Raw genomic sequence first — 14,769 nt, forward strand, 5'->3', positions numbered from 1 at the left:
GCCGGCACAACGCACGGGCGCGCGATACCGCGCGGCCCGGCCGGGTGGAACGGGTGAGGAGAGAGACGGAGCATGTGTCTTGTCATCTTCTGCCCAGACAGAGAAATAAGCGAATGCTTAACCTAGACATCGGGCCTCCCGCGCTCAGCAGTCCGGTTCGTCAGGTTTCGGGCAGCCGGCGTCGCCGGGCCCGTTGGCGATGAACCGCTGCAGCAGGCCGGTGAGCGTCGCGAGTTCGTCGGCCGAGAAGCCGGCGAGCTGCGCGTTCAGCGCGGTCGCGATCAGCGACGGCAACGCGCGGGCCGCCTCGGCGCCGCGCTCGGTCAGCGTCAGCTCGATCATCCGGCGGTCCTGCTCGCTGCGCGAGCGCGCGACCAGGCCCTTGCGCTCGAGACGGTCGAGCATCCGCGTCATCGAGCCGCTGTCATACGACATCTTGCGCGACAGCTCGAACGGCGTGCGCGCATAGCCGCGCGACAGCAGCAGGATCACGCCGATCTGCTGCGCGGTGAGGTCGTGCGGCTCGAGTGCGCGGTCCATTCGCTCGACGAGCGCCTGCCGGGCCTTGGTCAGGTAATAACCGAGGCTCGTTTCCAGCGCGATGGTGTCGGGATCGTAGAGGCCGCCGTTCATGCGATTGCGCACGCCGCAACAGTGCGTTTCAGGTCAAAACGCGCCCAGTATCTTGAAAAATGATTGCTTAGTCAATATTATTTCAGTCAACCAGTTACGACGTGCATGTTGCACTGCCGGAGACTATGTTCTGACCGCTTTGCCCGCGCTGCCGGGCCCCCGAGGATGTTCGCGATGCTGTTCCTGAAAAATGCCGCCGGCGCGCTGCGCCGCAACCTGACCGATACCGCTCATCATGTGTTCTCCGGGCCGCACCGCGGCTGGAAGATCGCGCTGTACGTGACGATGCTGGTGGTACCGGGCGGATCGCTCGCGGCGCTCGGGTTCGCATGGTTCGATCATCGCCGGCAGCGCAACGCGAAGGACGCCGCCCGCCGCACGGGCCAGCCGGCGGGAACGGAGCCATCGACATGGCGGTCCGCCGCCGCCCCCGTTCCAGTGCCCGTGCGCTGCCACTGAAGCCACGCCGCTTTTGCCATCCCGACTGAACGCCGGCCGCGCCCGTCGCGGCCCGGTGTGGTCCGCGCCGCATCGCCTGTCTGTTTCGTCCGCAAGCAGTCCGTAATGGTAATGGCCGGTAAACCGGCCGGCCGCGCCGGTAACACATGCGTGCCGCCGCGCGCCGTACCCTTAGGGCTGCGCGGCTTTCCCGCCGTCAGTTACCATTTGTCCGCCAGCGGCACAACGACCGCATCGCGCGGCGCCGCTCGCCGGCCGTCGCGCCCAGACAGGAAAACCACGATGCCGTACGCCCCCCTCCCGCGCGCCTTTCGCCCGCTGAGCGCCGCCGTCGCCGTTGCGACGGCCGTGCTGCTCGCCGGATGCGCCGTCGGGCCCGACTATCACCGGCCCGACACGTCGATCCCCGCCGCCTTCAAGGAAGCGCCGGCCGGCTGGAAGGTCGCGCAGCCGGCCGACCGGGCCGACCGCGGCCCGTGGTGGAGCGTCTACGACGATCCGCAGCTCGACGCGCTGATCGGCAAGCTCAACGCATCGAACCAGACCATCGCGCAATCGGCCGCCGCGTACCGGCAGGCCCGCGCGCTCGTCGCCGAAGCGCGCGCCGCATATTTCCCGACCGTCGGCCTGACCGCGTCGGGCTCGCGCGCACGCTCGGGGCGCACGTCCACGTCGTCGAGCGCGTCGGGCTTCGGCAGCAGTTCGTCGATCAGCAACAGCTACAGCGTCGGCCTCGATGCGAGCTGGGAGCCCGACCTGTGGGGCAAGGTGAGCCGCAGCGTCAGCGCGCAGCGCGCCGGCGAAGCGGCCGCCGCGGCCGATCTCGCGAATGCGCGGCTGTCGCAGCAGGCGCTGCTCGCGCAGACCTACTTCCAGCTGCGCACGTCCGATGCGCTGCAGAAGCTGCTCGACGACACCGTGAAGTCGTACGGCGACTCGCTGAGGCTCACGCAGAACCAGTACGCGCAGGGCGTCGCCGCGCGCGCGGACGTGATCCAGGCGCAGACGCAGCTGCAGAGCGCGCAGGCCGCGGCGATCGACAACGGCGTCGCGCGCGCGCAGTACGAGCATGCGATCGCGACGCTGATCGGCGAACCGGCATCGACGTTCTCGCTGCCGCCGAACCCGCTCACGGCGCAACCGCCGATCACGCCGGTCGACGTGCCGTCCGCGTTGCTCGAGCGCCGGCCCGACATCGCGGCGGCCGAACGCCGCGCGGCTTCCGCGAACGAGCAGATCGGCGTGGCGATCGCCGCGTTCTTCCCGACGCTCACGCTGTCGGCTACCGGCGGCTTCCAGAGTTCGGTGTGGTCGCAACTGTTCACGCTGCCCGCGCGATTCTGGACGGTCGGCCCGCAGCTCGCGGCGACGCTGTTCGACGCCGGCCTGCGCGCCGCGCAGACCGATGCCGCCCGCGCAACCTATGACCAGGACGTCGCCGCATATCGTCTCGCGGTGCTCACCGCGTTCCAGGACGTCGAGGACAACCTCGCGTCGCAGCGCATCCTCGCGCAGGAAGTCGACGTGCAGCGGCAGGCCGTCGACAGCGCCGAGCAAGCGCTCGCGATCGTCACGAACCAGTACAAGGCGGGCACGGTCGCCTACCTGAACGTGCTGAGCGCGCAGACCACCGCGTTTACCGCGCAGCAGAAGCTCGCGACGATCGCCGGCCAGCGGATGGTGTCGTCGGTCGGGCTCGTGAAAGCGCTCGGCGGCGGGTGGGATGCGTCGGACATGGCGCGCGAGACGGGCGACGTGGCGGCACCCGCACCCGTGCCGGCGTCCGGTGCGGCAGCGTCGGCCGCGACCGCACCGTCGGCTGCCGCGCCGCTCGCGCAGAAGTAATCGGGGAAAAGGAGCCGGCGCCGCGCGCGTTCAGCGCATCGCGTCGCCGAAGATCAGCGACACCTGGTTGTTGCCGATCGGGCGGCCGAGCAGGTTCAGCAGCCCCGCGAGGTTCGCCTGCTGCTCGGGCGCCGCGTGCGCGGTGCCGCTAAACGATCCGCGGCCGGGGCCGAAGCTGCCGTGCCCGTCGAGGAACAGCGGGCCCTGCGTCGTCGACAGGTCGAGATCGGCGTCCGCGCCCTTCGCCTGCAGCACCGCGCGGTACGACCCGAGCGGCTTCACACGAGACACGCGCGAACTCATCGAATCGATCGTCACCGTCAGCTGGCCGAACGCGTTGTTGCCGATCATCCGCCAGTCGGTCCAGCCGAGCCGCACGTCGCCCTGCAGGTCGAGCGTGTTGAACGGCGTGCCGAGCCCCGCGAGCAGCGACGCCGGCACGGCCATCGAGCCCGCCGACAGCACCGCGCCGCGCCACGTCGCGTCGAGCGTGACGGCGTCGGGCATCGCCTCGGTCTGCCGCATATGCATCTGCACGCGCCCGGTCAGCAGCGGCCAGAAGCGCGTGGTCCACTGGACCCGGCCGGGCAGCAGCGTCGCCGCGCTCTGGTCCGCGCCCGGCGCGAGCATCAGCGTGCCCGAACCGTGCCACAGCGAGCCTTCCGGATCGACGAGGTTCACGTGTGCGCCGGTCGCACGCGCGACTTGCGGCGCGATCCACGCGGCCGGCGCGAGCGCGACGAGCGTCAGCGCCGTCGCGAGCCCGCCTGCCACCACCCACGGCACCGCGGCGGCAAGCCGCCTGATCCCTGGCCTCATCGGCCGACCGTCGCTGGTTTCATCCACTGCGTCATTTCTGCGTCGAGGGTTGCATCACGGCCGTCAGGTCGACCTGGCCGTCTTCCTTCAGGCCGGTCACGTGCGCTTCGCCGACCTGCACCTTGAACTGCCGGCGCGCGTCGTCGAGCCACTGCGTCCACACCGGAAACGGCACGTTCTTCAACTGGATCTGCACGCCGTTGCCGACGACCTGCACCTGCGCGCCCTGCAGCCCGTGGTCGGACAGCGACGCGGTAAGCGCATCCTTCAGCGCGAGGCCGGTCGGCGCGACGCCTTGCGCGGCGGCGGTCAGCGACTTCGCCTCGTTGGCCTGCGCGGTCATCTGCGCAAGCTCGCTGCGCATCGTCGGCAGCTCGCGCCGGATGCGCGCGCGGCCTTCCTGCGCGGGCGACCACAGCACCGAATATGCGATCGCGACGGCCAGCACGGCACCGCCCCAGCCGAGCAGCGTCCGCTCGCGCTGCGAGCGCTCGCCCCAGAACTGGGCCAGCGTCTGGTTCAGTTGTTCGGTCTTCATGGGCGGCTCCGGATGGTCCATTTGCCGGTGCTGCTGTCGACTTCGCCGGCAAGCCCGTTGCGCGCGAGACGCTGCGGGAAATCGGGGTCGACCTTGACCTCCGGCTTGAAGCCGACGTCGAGCCGCCGGTCGTGATAATCGAGCGACGCGATGCCGTTCAGCGGCAGCGCGCCCATCGAACGCGACAGCCCGCTCGACAGCGCGAGGAAGTCGTTCGGCGACAGCTCGCCCGCCGCGAGGCGCAGCTGATCGAGCTGGCGCTGCATCTGCGCGGGCGGATCGAGCACCGTCGTGGTCTTCGGGAAGGCGGACAGGAGCGTCTCGGTGATCTGCGCGGACAGCGCATCGCGCTCGCGCGACAGCTTCCACCAGTGCAGGTTCATCCCGATCACCGCGACGGCGAGCGTTGCCGCGACGAGGGCGATCGGCACGCGCAGGCGCTTCATCGTCGCGCGGTCGAAGCGCCACGGCTGCGACTCGAATTCGAACTGGCACAGATCGAAGCGCTCGGCGAGCGCACGCCGCGCGAACGTGTCGAACGGCAGCGGCTGCGCACCCGGCAGCAGCGGGCCGTCGGCGCGGCCGACCGACGCGAGCCGCGGCTCCGCGCCCGGCTCGCCGAGTTCGTACAGTTCGACGTCGCCGCCGCCCGCGAGCGCGGCCAGCGTGCCGGCGGCCCGCGACGCGGGCGCCGCGAAACCCTCGCCGAGCGCGCCGCGCGCGATCGCGAGTTCGAGACGCGGCGCGCCAGCCGCGACCGGCAGCGCGCCGGCTTCGACGAGCGCCGGTTCGACCGTGGTCGCCAGCCCGAGCACCGCGGCCACGGCCGTCGGGCGGCCGGCCGGTGCGGTCGCGAGCGTGATCGCGTCGGCCTTGGCGGCCTCGCCGTCGACAGGCGCGTCGAGCGGCGCTTGCGCCGGCTCGCGCGGCGCCGGCAGGCAGCGCGTCGCGGGTACCGCGCTCAGGCGCCGGTGGCCGGCCGCGGCGAACGCGTCGCAGATCGTACGGAACCACGCGCGGTCGACGACGGCCAGCACGCGACGGCCATCGGGCAGCGCGACCGGGTCGAGCGCGATATGGCAGCCGAGCGGATCCTGGATCAGCTGATCCTCGACGATGTTGGGCAGCGCCTGGCGCAGCTTCGGCCCCTTGAGCGGCGGCACGGTCGCGGCCAGCAGCAGCACGTCGCGCGCGGCGACGATCAGCCGCGTCTCGTTCGCGCGCGGCAGCAGCGCGAGCGCGGCGTGGCCCGCGCGCTGCACCTGGCCGGCCTTGTCCACGAGCGTGAACGGCAGCTCGGGCCACTGCCATTCCTGCAACGGCACGGCCGGCTCGCGCGGCGGCAAAGAAACAATCAGCGTGCTCAAGAGCTCCTCTCCCGGATGGCGTCGTTATAGCTGGTCGCGGATGCGCACGACCCGCGTCGAGTGCGTGGTCGGATCACGATACACGAGCGAGGTGCGATCCACCTCCGCGCGATCGTGCTGGATCCGGCCATGCACGATGAAATAGCTGGAATTGACGTCGACGAGGCTCGAGTCGATCGTCACGTTCGGCGCGCCGGCACCGCGCAGCGCGAGCTGCACGTCGCCGACGTTGCGGAAGAACACGGTCTCGCGGCGCGACACGAGCGCCTGCGCGGACGACACGCTCATCCCCGGCACCAGCGCCGCGATCACCTCGGCCGGCGCGGTGTTCATGTTCACCGGCGTCGTGGTCGGCAGCACGGTGACGAACGGGCGCAGCCGCGCGACCATCTCGGGCGTCACGCCGTCGACGTCGAGCAGGTTGTCGACGCCCGACATCACGAGCGGCGCGGGGCCGCGCTCGCCGTCGGACATCCCCGGCTCGTCGGTGAAGTTGCCGGCCTGCATGTCGCCGCCGGCCACCGGCGCGGTCGCGGCCGTACCGGCGCCGGGCAGCGTCGGCGTCTGGAAGCGCGTCGCCGAATGCATCAGGCCCGCGCGCATCTGCAGCGCGATCCGTTTCGCGAACGCGCCGTCGTAGCCGAGCGTCGTCAGCAGCCGCTGGAACGCCTGCAGCTGCATCACGTTGAGCTGCAGCACGCCGGGCGCCGGCGACGACACGAGATTGCGCAGGTTGTACTTCGCCTGCGCGTCCTCGATCGAGCCGGACAGGTAGGTGTCTTCGCCGCCGTTGTCGTTCGGCGCGCCGATCCGGCCGAGGAAGTCCGACAGCTTGGTCTTCGCGATCGGCACGGCCCAGATCCCGCCGAGATAGGTGATGCCGGGCGCCGTATCGCCCTCGGAGCGCAGGATCATGCGCGTCCAGTCGAGCGCGCCGCGTGCGACCCACTGCGCTTGCGCGATCACGCGCTGGTTCTCGATCCGGCGAATCTGCACCTGCTGGCGCCACAGCATCCCCGACACGAGGATCGCCGACAGCGCGACGACGAGCAGCGCGGTGATGATCGCCGCGCCGCGCTCGCGGCGGGCGTGTGTACTTACTGGCGGGCGGCCGGCGAAGCGGGAACGGGGAGGGCGCGCGCGCATCGTCATTCCCCGACGAGGAAGATGCGCGTGACGGGCACGCGCAGCGACGTCGCGCCGATGCTGACCTGCAGCCCCGTCACCGCGCGTGTCGGCGGCGCGTTGCCGATCTGCGGCACCTTCAGCGCATCGTTGTTCTGCGCCAGCGCGTCGTTGGCCGTCTGCAGGTTGGTGGTCCAGCCGACGCGCGGCACGTACAGCTTCGCGTCGATCGCACCGACGCCGCCCATCAGCGCGACCCAGCTCCAGCCGTCGACGCCGCTGTCCTTCAGCACGTCGCGCAAGCGGTTCGCATCGGCGAGCGGCGGCGATGCATAGCGCACGACGCGCCCGCCGGCGATCCGGTAGCGGACCACCTGCAGCCGCGGCGCGGCGCCGGCCAAGTCGAGTGTGCGGACGATCTGCAGCGTATTGCCGGCGACGCCGATCGCCGGCTGGCCGGCTTCGTCGTCGGTCGCGGCGAGCCGCGCGTCGATGCGCATCTGGTCGAACATCTGCGCGAACACACGCTCGTCTTCCATCGCGGACGCGACCTTGTCGCGGCCGCGCATGATCTGGTCGAGCCCGCGCCACGCGAGGATCGCGACCACCGCGAGGATCGCGATCGCGATCATCAGTTCGATCAGCGTGAAGCCGCGCACGCGGCGCGAGCCAGCGAAACGCATGGGACGGCGCCGCATCGGCGCGTCAGAGCGGACGGCTGGTTTCATTCGCGACCACCGTCACCATTTGCGCGAGCACGCCGGGGTGCCCCGGCATGCTCACCGAAATCTGCACGCGCCGGAACACCGGGTTCGGCGTCGTGCTCACGCGCTGCGTGCAGACCATCTGCACGTTGCCTTGCGAACAATCGAAACTCTGCTCGCCGACCTCCGGCCACGCATGCGTGAGCCGCAGCTGCGCGAGCGCGTTGTCGGCGCTCCAGCCGGCCAGCAGCCGGTGGTGGAGATCGGATGCATTGTTCGCCATCGTGCCGACCGCGCGGATCGACGCGGCGAGCGCGACCGCGATGATCGCGAGCGCGACCAGCACCTCGATCATCGTGAAGCCTCGGGAACCGGAAGCCGGGAAGGGCAGGCGACGACGCATCGTCATTGCACCTCGTACCGGCCGTTGCCGGTGCCGACGATCGTCGCGCTGCCGACCGCCGAATGCAGCGTCACGCGCACCGGCATGTCGACGCTTTCGGTGCCGAATACGACCGTGCTCGCGTGCGTGTCGGACCCTGGATAATCGATTTCGGCGCCCGTGACGCCACCGTCCCAGTCGCGCGGACGCAGCAGGTCGTCGCGCAGCGTACGCCAGCCGTCGGGCGAACTCACGTCGAACCGAAAGCCGTGCGCGGTCGGCTGCCACGCGATCGGGCGCGCGCGCACCTGCGCTTCGTCGCCGGCCGTCTCGAACAGCAGCGCGATGCGCTGCGCTTCCTCGCGCAGGTCGGTGCGCGGATTGCGCGTGAGCGACAGCGACGCGAGCGATACCAGCAGGCCCGCGATCACCAGCACGACCAGCATCTCGAGCAGCGTGAAGCCGCGTGCACGCGTGCGTGCCGCGGTCACGGCCGCGCCGCGACGCACACGGCGATCGCGGATAGCGCGGCAAGCGCGAGCGGAGCGCAAGGGCGTGCGAAGGGCGAGCATGAAATGAAGAACGGGGACGATCGTCGGATCGGTCGATGCCGACTTACTGCCACGAACCGATATCGGAATCGTTGCTTTCGCCGCCTTCCTTGCCGTCGGCGCCGTAGCTGAACACGTCGATCTCGCCGTGCACGCCCGGGTTCAGGTACTTGTACCCGTTGCCCCACGGATCGTTCGGCAGGCGCTCGAGATAGCCGCCGTCCTTCCAGTTGTTCGGGATCGGATCGGTGGACGGCTTCTGGATCAGCGCGTTCAGGCCCTGCTCCTGGGTCGGATAGCGGCCGTTGTCGAGACGGTACAGCTTGAGCGCCTGCATGATCGTGCCGATGTCCTGCTTCGCGGCGATACGGCGCGCCTCGTCGGGACGGCTCATGATCTTCGGCACGATCAGTGCCGCCAGGATCCCGAGGATCGCGACCACCACCATGATCTCGATCAGCGTGAAACCGCGCTGACGGCGCACGGCCGCATTACGGCGAGTGATCCACGTTTGCATGACTGACTACCTCTTTCCAAAAAATATCGTCGATTGAGTGACGCACCCGGCGCATCGCGAACGTTTGCCTGACGGCAAGCTTCCGATTCCCCGGGCGCGGAGCACGCATTGTAAGGCGCGCATTGCCGAGGGCTTTCACCCAACGCAAATTTCATATACATCCGTACAATAGCGCGCATGAACGCGCTCTCGATCCGGATCCTCTCCCTCGCCCTCTTCGCGGGTTTGTGCGCGACGGCCACCTACTGGGTCGTCACGCTGTCGGCCCGCGAAGCGCCGCTGCCCGCCGCCGCCGCGCGGTTGCCGATCCGCACCGAGGACGCCGCCGCGCTCTTCGGCGGACAGCTCGACAAGAATCCCGTCCAGGACATCCACCTGTTCGGCATTCTGTCGCTCGGTCGTGGCGCCGCCGCGATCGTCGGTATCGGTGGCGAGCCGCCGCGCGCCGTGTCGCTCGGCGCGGAGCTCACGTCCGGCGCGAAGCTCGCCGAAGTCCGCAGCCGCTCGATCATCATCGACCGCAACGGCGCCCGCGCCGAAGTCCAGCTCCCCGCGAACACGCCGTCCCCCGCGATCTACATGCGTTGAACGGTGGCGGCCTGACTGGCGGTCAGGCCGTCACTGCACCATGTTGTTCAGCTCGATGATCGGCAGCATCACGGCCAGCACGATCACGAGCACGATGCCGCCCATTGCGAGGATCAACAGCGGCTCGAGCAGGCTCGTCAGGAACATCGTGCGCCGCTCGAGCTCGCGCGCCTCGCCTTCCGCCGCGCGGTCGAGCATCGTCGTCACGTCGCCCGTCGCTTCGCCGGAACGGATCAGGTGCACGAGCACCGGCGGGAATGTCTTCACGTTGTTCAGCGCGCGCGACAGCGCGGAGCCTTCGCGCACGCGCACGATCGCATCGTCGATGTTCGCGCGCATCGCGCGGTTCGACAGCGTCTCGCCGGCCGCCTGCAGCGCGCGCAGGATCGGCACGCCGGCCGCGGTCAGGATCCCGAGCGTGCTTGCGAAGCGCACCGTGTTGTAGCCGCGCACGAGCTTGCCCGCGAGCGGCGCGGTCAGCACCCAGCGGTCGAACGCGAGCCGCGGCCCGTCGCGCGACAGCGTCGCCTTCACGAACCACACGACGAGCGCGACCGTGATCAGGATCGCCCACCACCAGTGCCGCACGAACTCCGACAGCGCCATCATCACGACCGTGAGAATGGGCAGTTGCTGCTTCGTGCTCGCGAACACGTTGACGACCTGCGGCACGACATAGCTCAGCAGGAACGTGACGATGCCGAATGCGATCAGCGTGACGATCCCCGGATACGTGAACGCCAGCAGGATCTTCTGCTTCAGCGCGTTGCTCTGTTCGATGTAGTCGGCGAGGCGCGACAGCACGATGCCGAGCTTGCCGGTGTGCTCGCCCGCCGCGACGAGCGCGCGGTAGATTTCCGGGAAGTCGCGCGGATGCTGGCCCAGCGCATTCGCGAGCGAATGGCCGCCGAGCACTTCTGCACGGATCGCGGCCATCAGCTCGCGGATGTAGTCGCGTTCGGCCTGCTCGGTCAGCACGCCGAGCGCCTCGTCGAGCGGCAGCCCCGCGATCAGCAGGCTCGCGAGCTGGCGCGTGAGGATCGCCTGTTCGCGCTGCGACAGCTTGCGGCCGAACGCGAGGCGCTGCGAACGCGCGCCGCGGGTCGCACTGGCGGCCGGCTCGACGACGAGCGGCGTGAGCCCCTGCGTGCGCAGCTGGCCGCGCGCGCCGCGCGCACTGTCGGCATCGATCACGCCTTTCTGCGGTCGCCCCGCCGAATCGATGGCTTCGAAACGGAATGCCGGCATCGCGCTATGCGCCTCCCGTCACGCGCAGCACTTCCTCGAGCGACGTCGCGCCGGCCGCGAGCCAGCGCTCGGCATCGTCGCGCAGCGTGCGCATCCCTTGTGCGCGCCCCGTGGCGAGAATCTCCGCATCGGCCGCGTTGCGGTGGATCAGCGCGCGGATCGAATCGTCGATCAGCAGCAGTTCGTATACCCCGCGCCGGCCCGCATAGCCCGAATGCCCGCACCGGTCGCAGCCGACCGGATGCCACACGGTGCGGCCGTCCTCGTGCCGCTCTTCCTTGCAGGCTGGGCAGAGCTGGCGCACCAGACGCTGCGCGAGCACGCCGAGCAGCGACGACGCGAGCAGGTACGGCTCGACGCCCATGTCGGTCAGACGCGTGACGGCCGAGGCCGCGTCGTTGGTGTGCAGCGTCGCGAGCACGAGGTGGCCCGTGAGCGATGCCTGCACCGCGATCTGCGCGGTTTCGAGGTCACGGATTTCGCCGATCATGATCACGTCCGGATCCTGACGCAGGATCGAACGCAGCGCACGGGCAAAGGTCATCCCGATCCGCTCGTTCACCTGCGTCTGGCCGATGCCGGACAGGTCGTATTCGATCGGATCCTCGACGGTCATGATGTTGGTCGTCGCCGTTTCGAGCCGCGACATCGACGCATACAGCGTGGTCGTCTTGCCCGAGCCGGTCGGGCCCGTGACCAGCACGATCCCGTGCGGGCGGCCGATCAGCTTGTCGAACTGGACGAGCGTGTCGCGGCCCATCCCGAGCGCTTCGAGGTTCAGGCGCTGCGCATCCTTTTCCAGCAGACGGAGCACCGCGCGCTCGCCGTGCCCGGTCGGCAGCGTCGACACCCGCACGTCGACCGGCCGGCCGCCGACGCGCAACGTGATGCGGCCATCCTGCGGCAGGCGTTTCTCGGCAATGTCGAGCTGCGCCATGATCTTGATCCGCGAGATCAGCGCGCCGTGCAGCGCCTTCTTCGGCCGCACGACGTCGCGCAGCGTGCCGTCGACGCGAAACCGCACGACCGACGCATTCTCGAACGGCTCGATGTGAATGTCCGATGCCTGTTCGCGCGCCGCTTGCGTGAGCAGCGCGTTGATCATCCGGATGATCGGCGCGTCGTCTTCCGATTCGAGCAGATCCTCGACTTCGGGGATGTCCTGCATCAGTCGCGACAGGTCGACTTCGCCTTCGACCTCGCCGACGACCTGCGCGGCGCTGCCGTCCTGGCGCGCGTACGCCTGGTTGATCGCCTGCGCGAGCTCGTCGGCCGGCACGCGATGCACGGAAATCGAGCCGAAGTTGCGCGCGATTTCGGCGAGCGCCGCATCGTTCGTGCGCTCGCTGATCCACACCTCGAGCGTGTCGTCGAGCTGGTGCGCGATCAGCACCTGGCCGCTCTTCGCGAAGCCGTACGGCAACAGGCGCGCGGCGAGCGGCGACGGCGGCTGCCGTTCGCCCGGCGCGCCGTCGTGGGTCGAGGACGCGAGCACGTTGCTCACTGCGAGGCTCCCGGCGTGGCGGTCAGCGGCTGTTGCGGCACCGACTGCTGCGGCACGCCTTGCGGCTGCGCGGGCGTCGCCTCGGGCAGCGGCTGGGCCGGCACCGGCGCGACCTGGCGCTGCAACTGCTGGCGACGCATCTTGTCGAGATCGAACAGGTTGCCGGCCGGCGTGCCACCCTGGCTCGGACCCAGCGGCATCGGCGGGACGACCGGATCGTCCTTGTCGCGGATCACGTTGTTGTCCGACTTGTACGCGCCGGTCACGCCCTGGATGTAGTCGTAGCGGTTGGCCGTGACTTCCTGCGCGGTGCTGCGATCGGAGATGATCACCGGGCGCAGGAACACCATCAGGTTGGTCTTCTGGCGCTGCTTCGATTCCGAACGGAACAGCTGGCCGATCCACGGGATGTCGCCGAGCAGCGGCACCTTGCTGTTCGACACCTGGTAGTTGTCCTGCATCAAGCCGCCGAGCACGATGATCTCGCCGTTGTCCGCGAGGATCGTCGACTGGATCGAGCGCTTCGTGAAGGTCGGGCCGGTCTGCGCGTTGGTGGTGCCGCTGACGACCGCCGAATCCTCCGTGTAGAGCTGCAGCTTCAGAATCCCGCCGTCGGTGATCTGCGGCTTCACGTGCAGCGTCAGGCCGACGTCGCGACGGTCGTAGGTGTTGAACGCGTTGCTCGTCGTGCCGCTCGTCAGGTTCGAGTACGAACCGGTCGCGATCGGCACGTTCTGGCCGACGACGATCTTCGCTTCCTCGTTGTCGAGCGTGATCAGGTTCGGCGTCGACAGCACGTTCGCGTCGCTCACGCCCGCGAAATACTGCAGCAGCGCGCCAAGCCCCTGCACGCCGAACATGTTGTGCAGCCAGCCGATGTTGAGGCCCTGGCTCAGGCCCGCGAGATTGGCGGCCAGCCCGGTGGTGGCGGCCGTGCCGCCGCTCGTCAGGTTGACGATGCTGTTGCCCAGGCCGGTTCCGGCCGTCGGTGCCAGGTTCGTGCCGCCGAGGAACTGGCCGCTCGCCACCTGCCACTGGATCCCGAGGTTGCCTTGCGTCGTCGAGTTCAGCTCGACGATCAGCGCCTCGATATAGACCTGCGCACGCCGCGCGTCGAGCTGGTCGATCACCGAGCGCAGGTTCCGGTAGACCGGATCGGACGCGGTGATGATCAGCGAGTTGGTGGCCGCATCGGCCTGGATCATCCCGCCCGGCTGGTTTTCGTCGCTCTTGTCCTTGTCGCCGCCGAGCAGGCCGCCGCTGCCGACGCCACCGCTGCCCGACGCACCGCTGCCGTAGGCCGACGACGAAGACGAACCGCCGCCGAGGCCGCCCGACGGCAGCGGCGGGGTGCCGGACGTGCCGGTCGAGAAGTTTCCGCTCGCCGACGAGCCGCCGCTCTGGTTGAAGCTGTTCGCATCGTTGGACGACGCCGACGAGCCGCTGTCGTTGCCGCCCTTGCCGAGCATCCCGCGCAGCGTCTTCGCGAGCTTGACCGCATCGGCGTTGCGCAACGGCACGACGTGCATGTTGCCGGGCACGCCGCTCGGCGCGTCGAGCTGCTGCACGATGCGCTTCGCCGCCGCGAGGCGCGATGCGCTCGATGCGCGCAGCATCAGCGAATTGGTGCGCGGGTCGGCCGTGACCGACACCTTCAGCGTCGCGTCGCTATTGCCGATCGCGCCGGGGTCGAGCATCTTCTGCAGCTGCGCGGCGAGGTCGATCGCGTTCGCGTTACGCAGCGGTATGACCTGCACCTGCGCACCCGCGGCGCTGTCGACGCCTGCGATGATCTGCGCGATGCGGCGCACGTTGTCCGCGTAATCGGTGACGACGATCGTGTTGTTCGCCGGGTAGGCGGTGACCGTGTTGTTCGGCGAGATCAGCGGCCGCAGCACCGGCAGCAGGTTGTTCGCCGATTCGTTGTGCAGCTCGAACACCTGCGTGATGACCTGGTCGCCGCGTGCGCGCGGCGCATTGCCGATATAGGTCGGCACGCCCTGCAGTTTCGCGTCGGCCTCGGGCACGACCTTCAGCACGCCGTGATCCTGCACGAGCGCGAAGCCCTGCATGCGCAGCGCCGACTGCAGCGTCTTCAGCGCCTGGTCTTCCGGCACGGACCGTTCGGATACGAGGTTGAGCTGCCCCTTCACGCGGGGGTCGACGATGATGGTCTTGCCGGTTGCGGCGCCGATCGCCTTCGCGACCTGGTCGATATCCGCATTCACGAAATTGAGCGTGACCTGAGCGTAGGCGGCTTGCGAGACGATGATGCCGGCGACGATCAGGGTCGTGGCGACGCGCCGCATAACGAAGCGATTTCTTGTCATGGATGAATGGGTCGATGCCGGCTCAGGGCCACTTCCGGCGGTAGTGCTGGGATCCAAGTCCTAAAGAGGCGACATTAGCAGTTTTTCATGTCCGAAATATCACATTGAGCTGAGGACTGTCTCACATACGACATGGTTTCGGCATACCGTATGCAATAT

15 protein-coding genes are annotated in these 14,769 nt (G+C 69.3%); 3 read left to right on the forward strand and 12 right to left on the reverse strand.

The window, feature by feature from the left end; translation table 11 throughout:
- Positions 1–144 precede the first annotated feature (144 nt).
- Positions 145–633 (reverse strand): MarR family winged helix-turn-helix transcriptional regulator, encoded by a 489-nt coding sequence (locus tag ACP26O_RS00340; RefSeq protein ID WP_006750437.1) that lies wholly within the window; start codon positions 631–633, stop codon positions 145–147.
- A 174-nt stretch (positions 634–807) separates the two neighbouring features.
- Here ACP26O_RS00340 and ACP26O_RS00345 point away from each other — a divergent pair, with 174 nt between their 5' ends.
- Together ACP26O_RS00345 and ACP26O_RS00350 are read left to right on the forward strand one after the other, a co-directional pair.
- Positions 808–1,092: a multidrug ABC transporter ATPase gene (locus ACP26O_RS00345; protein WP_175665590.1), complete on the forward strand. Its 285-nt coding sequence runs from the start codon at positions 808–810 to the stop codon at positions 1,090–1,092.
- 282 nt (positions 1,093–1,374) lie between these two features.
- Positions 1,375–2,937, forward strand: coding sequence for an efflux transporter outer membrane subunit (locus ACP26O_RS00350; RefSeq protein WP_175665571.1), 1,563 nt, complete (start codon positions 1,375–1,377; stop codon positions 2,935–2,937).
- A 30-nt stretch (positions 2,938–2,967) separates the two neighbouring features.
- On the opposite strand, the gene ACP26O_RS00355 is transcribed toward ACP26O_RS00350, so the two are convergent.
- The 8 genes from ACP26O_RS00355 to gspG are packed head-to-tail and all read right to left on the reverse strand — an operon-like array spanning position 2,968 to position 8,940.
- A complete protein-coding gene (locus ACP26O_RS00355) occupies positions 2,968–3,756 on the reverse strand; it encodes a type II secretion system protein N (RefSeq protein WP_175657355.1) in 789 nt (262 codons plus the stop codon).
- Positions 3,757–3,787: 31 nt separating this feature from the next.
- A complete protein-coding gene (gspM, locus tag ACP26O_RS00360) occupies positions 3,788–4,294 on the reverse strand; it encodes a type II secretion system protein GspM (protein WP_012362733.1) in 507 nt (168 codons plus the stop codon).
- A complete protein-coding gene (gspL, locus tag ACP26O_RS00365) occupies positions 4,291–5,661 on the reverse strand; it encodes a type II secretion system protein GspL (RefSeq protein WP_175665570.1) in 1,371 nt (456 codons plus the stop codon). The genes gspM and gspL overlap by 4 nt, the downstream gene beginning before the upstream one ends.
- A 24-nt stretch (positions 5,662–5,685) precedes the next feature.
- On the reverse strand, positions 5,686–6,807 hold the full coding sequence (gene gspK / locus ACP26O_RS00370; RefSeq protein ID WP_175665569.1) for a type II secretion system minor pseudopilin GspK: 1,122 nt from the start codon (positions 6,805–6,807) through the stop codon (positions 5,686–5,688).
- Positions 6,808–6,809: 2 nt separating this feature from the next.
- On the reverse strand, positions 6,810–7,514 hold the full coding sequence (locus tag ACP26O_RS00375) for a PulJ/GspJ family protein (protein ID WP_011655581.1): 705 nt from the start codon (positions 7,512–7,514) through the stop codon (positions 6,810–6,812).
- Positions 7,492–7,899: a type II secretion system minor pseudopilin GspI gene (gene gspI / locus ACP26O_RS00380; protein ID WP_081467163.1), complete on the reverse strand. Its 408-nt coding sequence runs from the start codon at positions 7,897–7,899 to the stop codon at positions 7,492–7,494. The genes ACP26O_RS00375 and gspI overlap by 23 nt, the downstream gene beginning before the upstream one ends.
- Entirely contained in the window at positions 7,896–8,444 is a 549-nt protein-coding gene (locus ACP26O_RS00385; protein ID WP_175665568.1) for a GspH/FimT family pseudopilin, read from the reverse strand. Before ACP26O_RS00385 ends, gspI begins: the two co-directional genes overlap by 4 nt.
- 43 nt (positions 8,445–8,487) lie before the next feature.
- Complete coding sequence (gspG, locus tag ACP26O_RS00390) at positions 8,488–8,940, reverse strand: type II secretion system major pseudopilin GspG (RefSeq protein WP_006751354.1); 453 nt, start codon at positions 8,938–8,940, stop codon at positions 8,488–8,490.
- Positions 8,941–9,117: 177 nt separating this feature from the next.
- Here gspG and ACP26O_RS00395 point away from each other — a divergent pair, with 177 nt between their 5' ends.
- Positions 9,118–9,528 (forward strand): hypothetical protein, encoded by a 411-nt coding sequence (locus tag ACP26O_RS00395; protein WP_006759195.1) that lies wholly within the window; start codon positions 9,118–9,120, stop codon positions 9,526–9,528.
- A 30-nt stretch (positions 9,529–9,558) separates the two neighbouring features.
- Here ACP26O_RS00395 and gspF read toward each other — a convergent pair whose 3' ends face one another.
- The 3 genes from gspF to gspD are packed head-to-tail and all read right to left on the reverse strand — an operon-like array spanning position 9,559 to position 14,610.
- Entirely contained in the window at positions 9,559–10,776 is a 1,218-nt protein-coding gene (gene gspF / locus ACP26O_RS00400) for a type II secretion system inner membrane protein GspF (protein ID WP_011655584.1), read from the reverse strand.
- Between the two features lie 4 nt (positions 10,777–10,780).
- Positions 10,781–12,280 carry a type II secretion system ATPase GspE gene (gene gspE / locus ACP26O_RS00405; RefSeq protein ID WP_175665567.1) on the reverse strand — a complete coding sequence of 500 codons (1,500 nt, stop codon included), beginning with the start codon at positions 12,278–12,280 and terminating at the stop codon, positions 10,781–10,783.
- Complete coding sequence (gene gspD / locus ACP26O_RS00410; protein ID WP_175665566.1) at positions 12,277–14,610, reverse strand: type II secretion system secretin GspD; 2,334 nt, start codon at positions 14,608–14,610, stop codon at positions 12,277–12,279. The genes gspE and gspD overlap by 4 nt, the downstream gene beginning before the upstream one ends.
- Between the last annotated feature and the right edge of the window lie 159 nt (positions 14,611–14,769).

The organism is Burkholderia sp. R-40 (assembly GCF_049942845.1).
Classification (GTDB): Bacteria; Pseudomonadota; Gammaproteobacteria; order Burkholderiales; family Burkholderiaceae; genus Burkholderia; species Burkholderia ambifaria.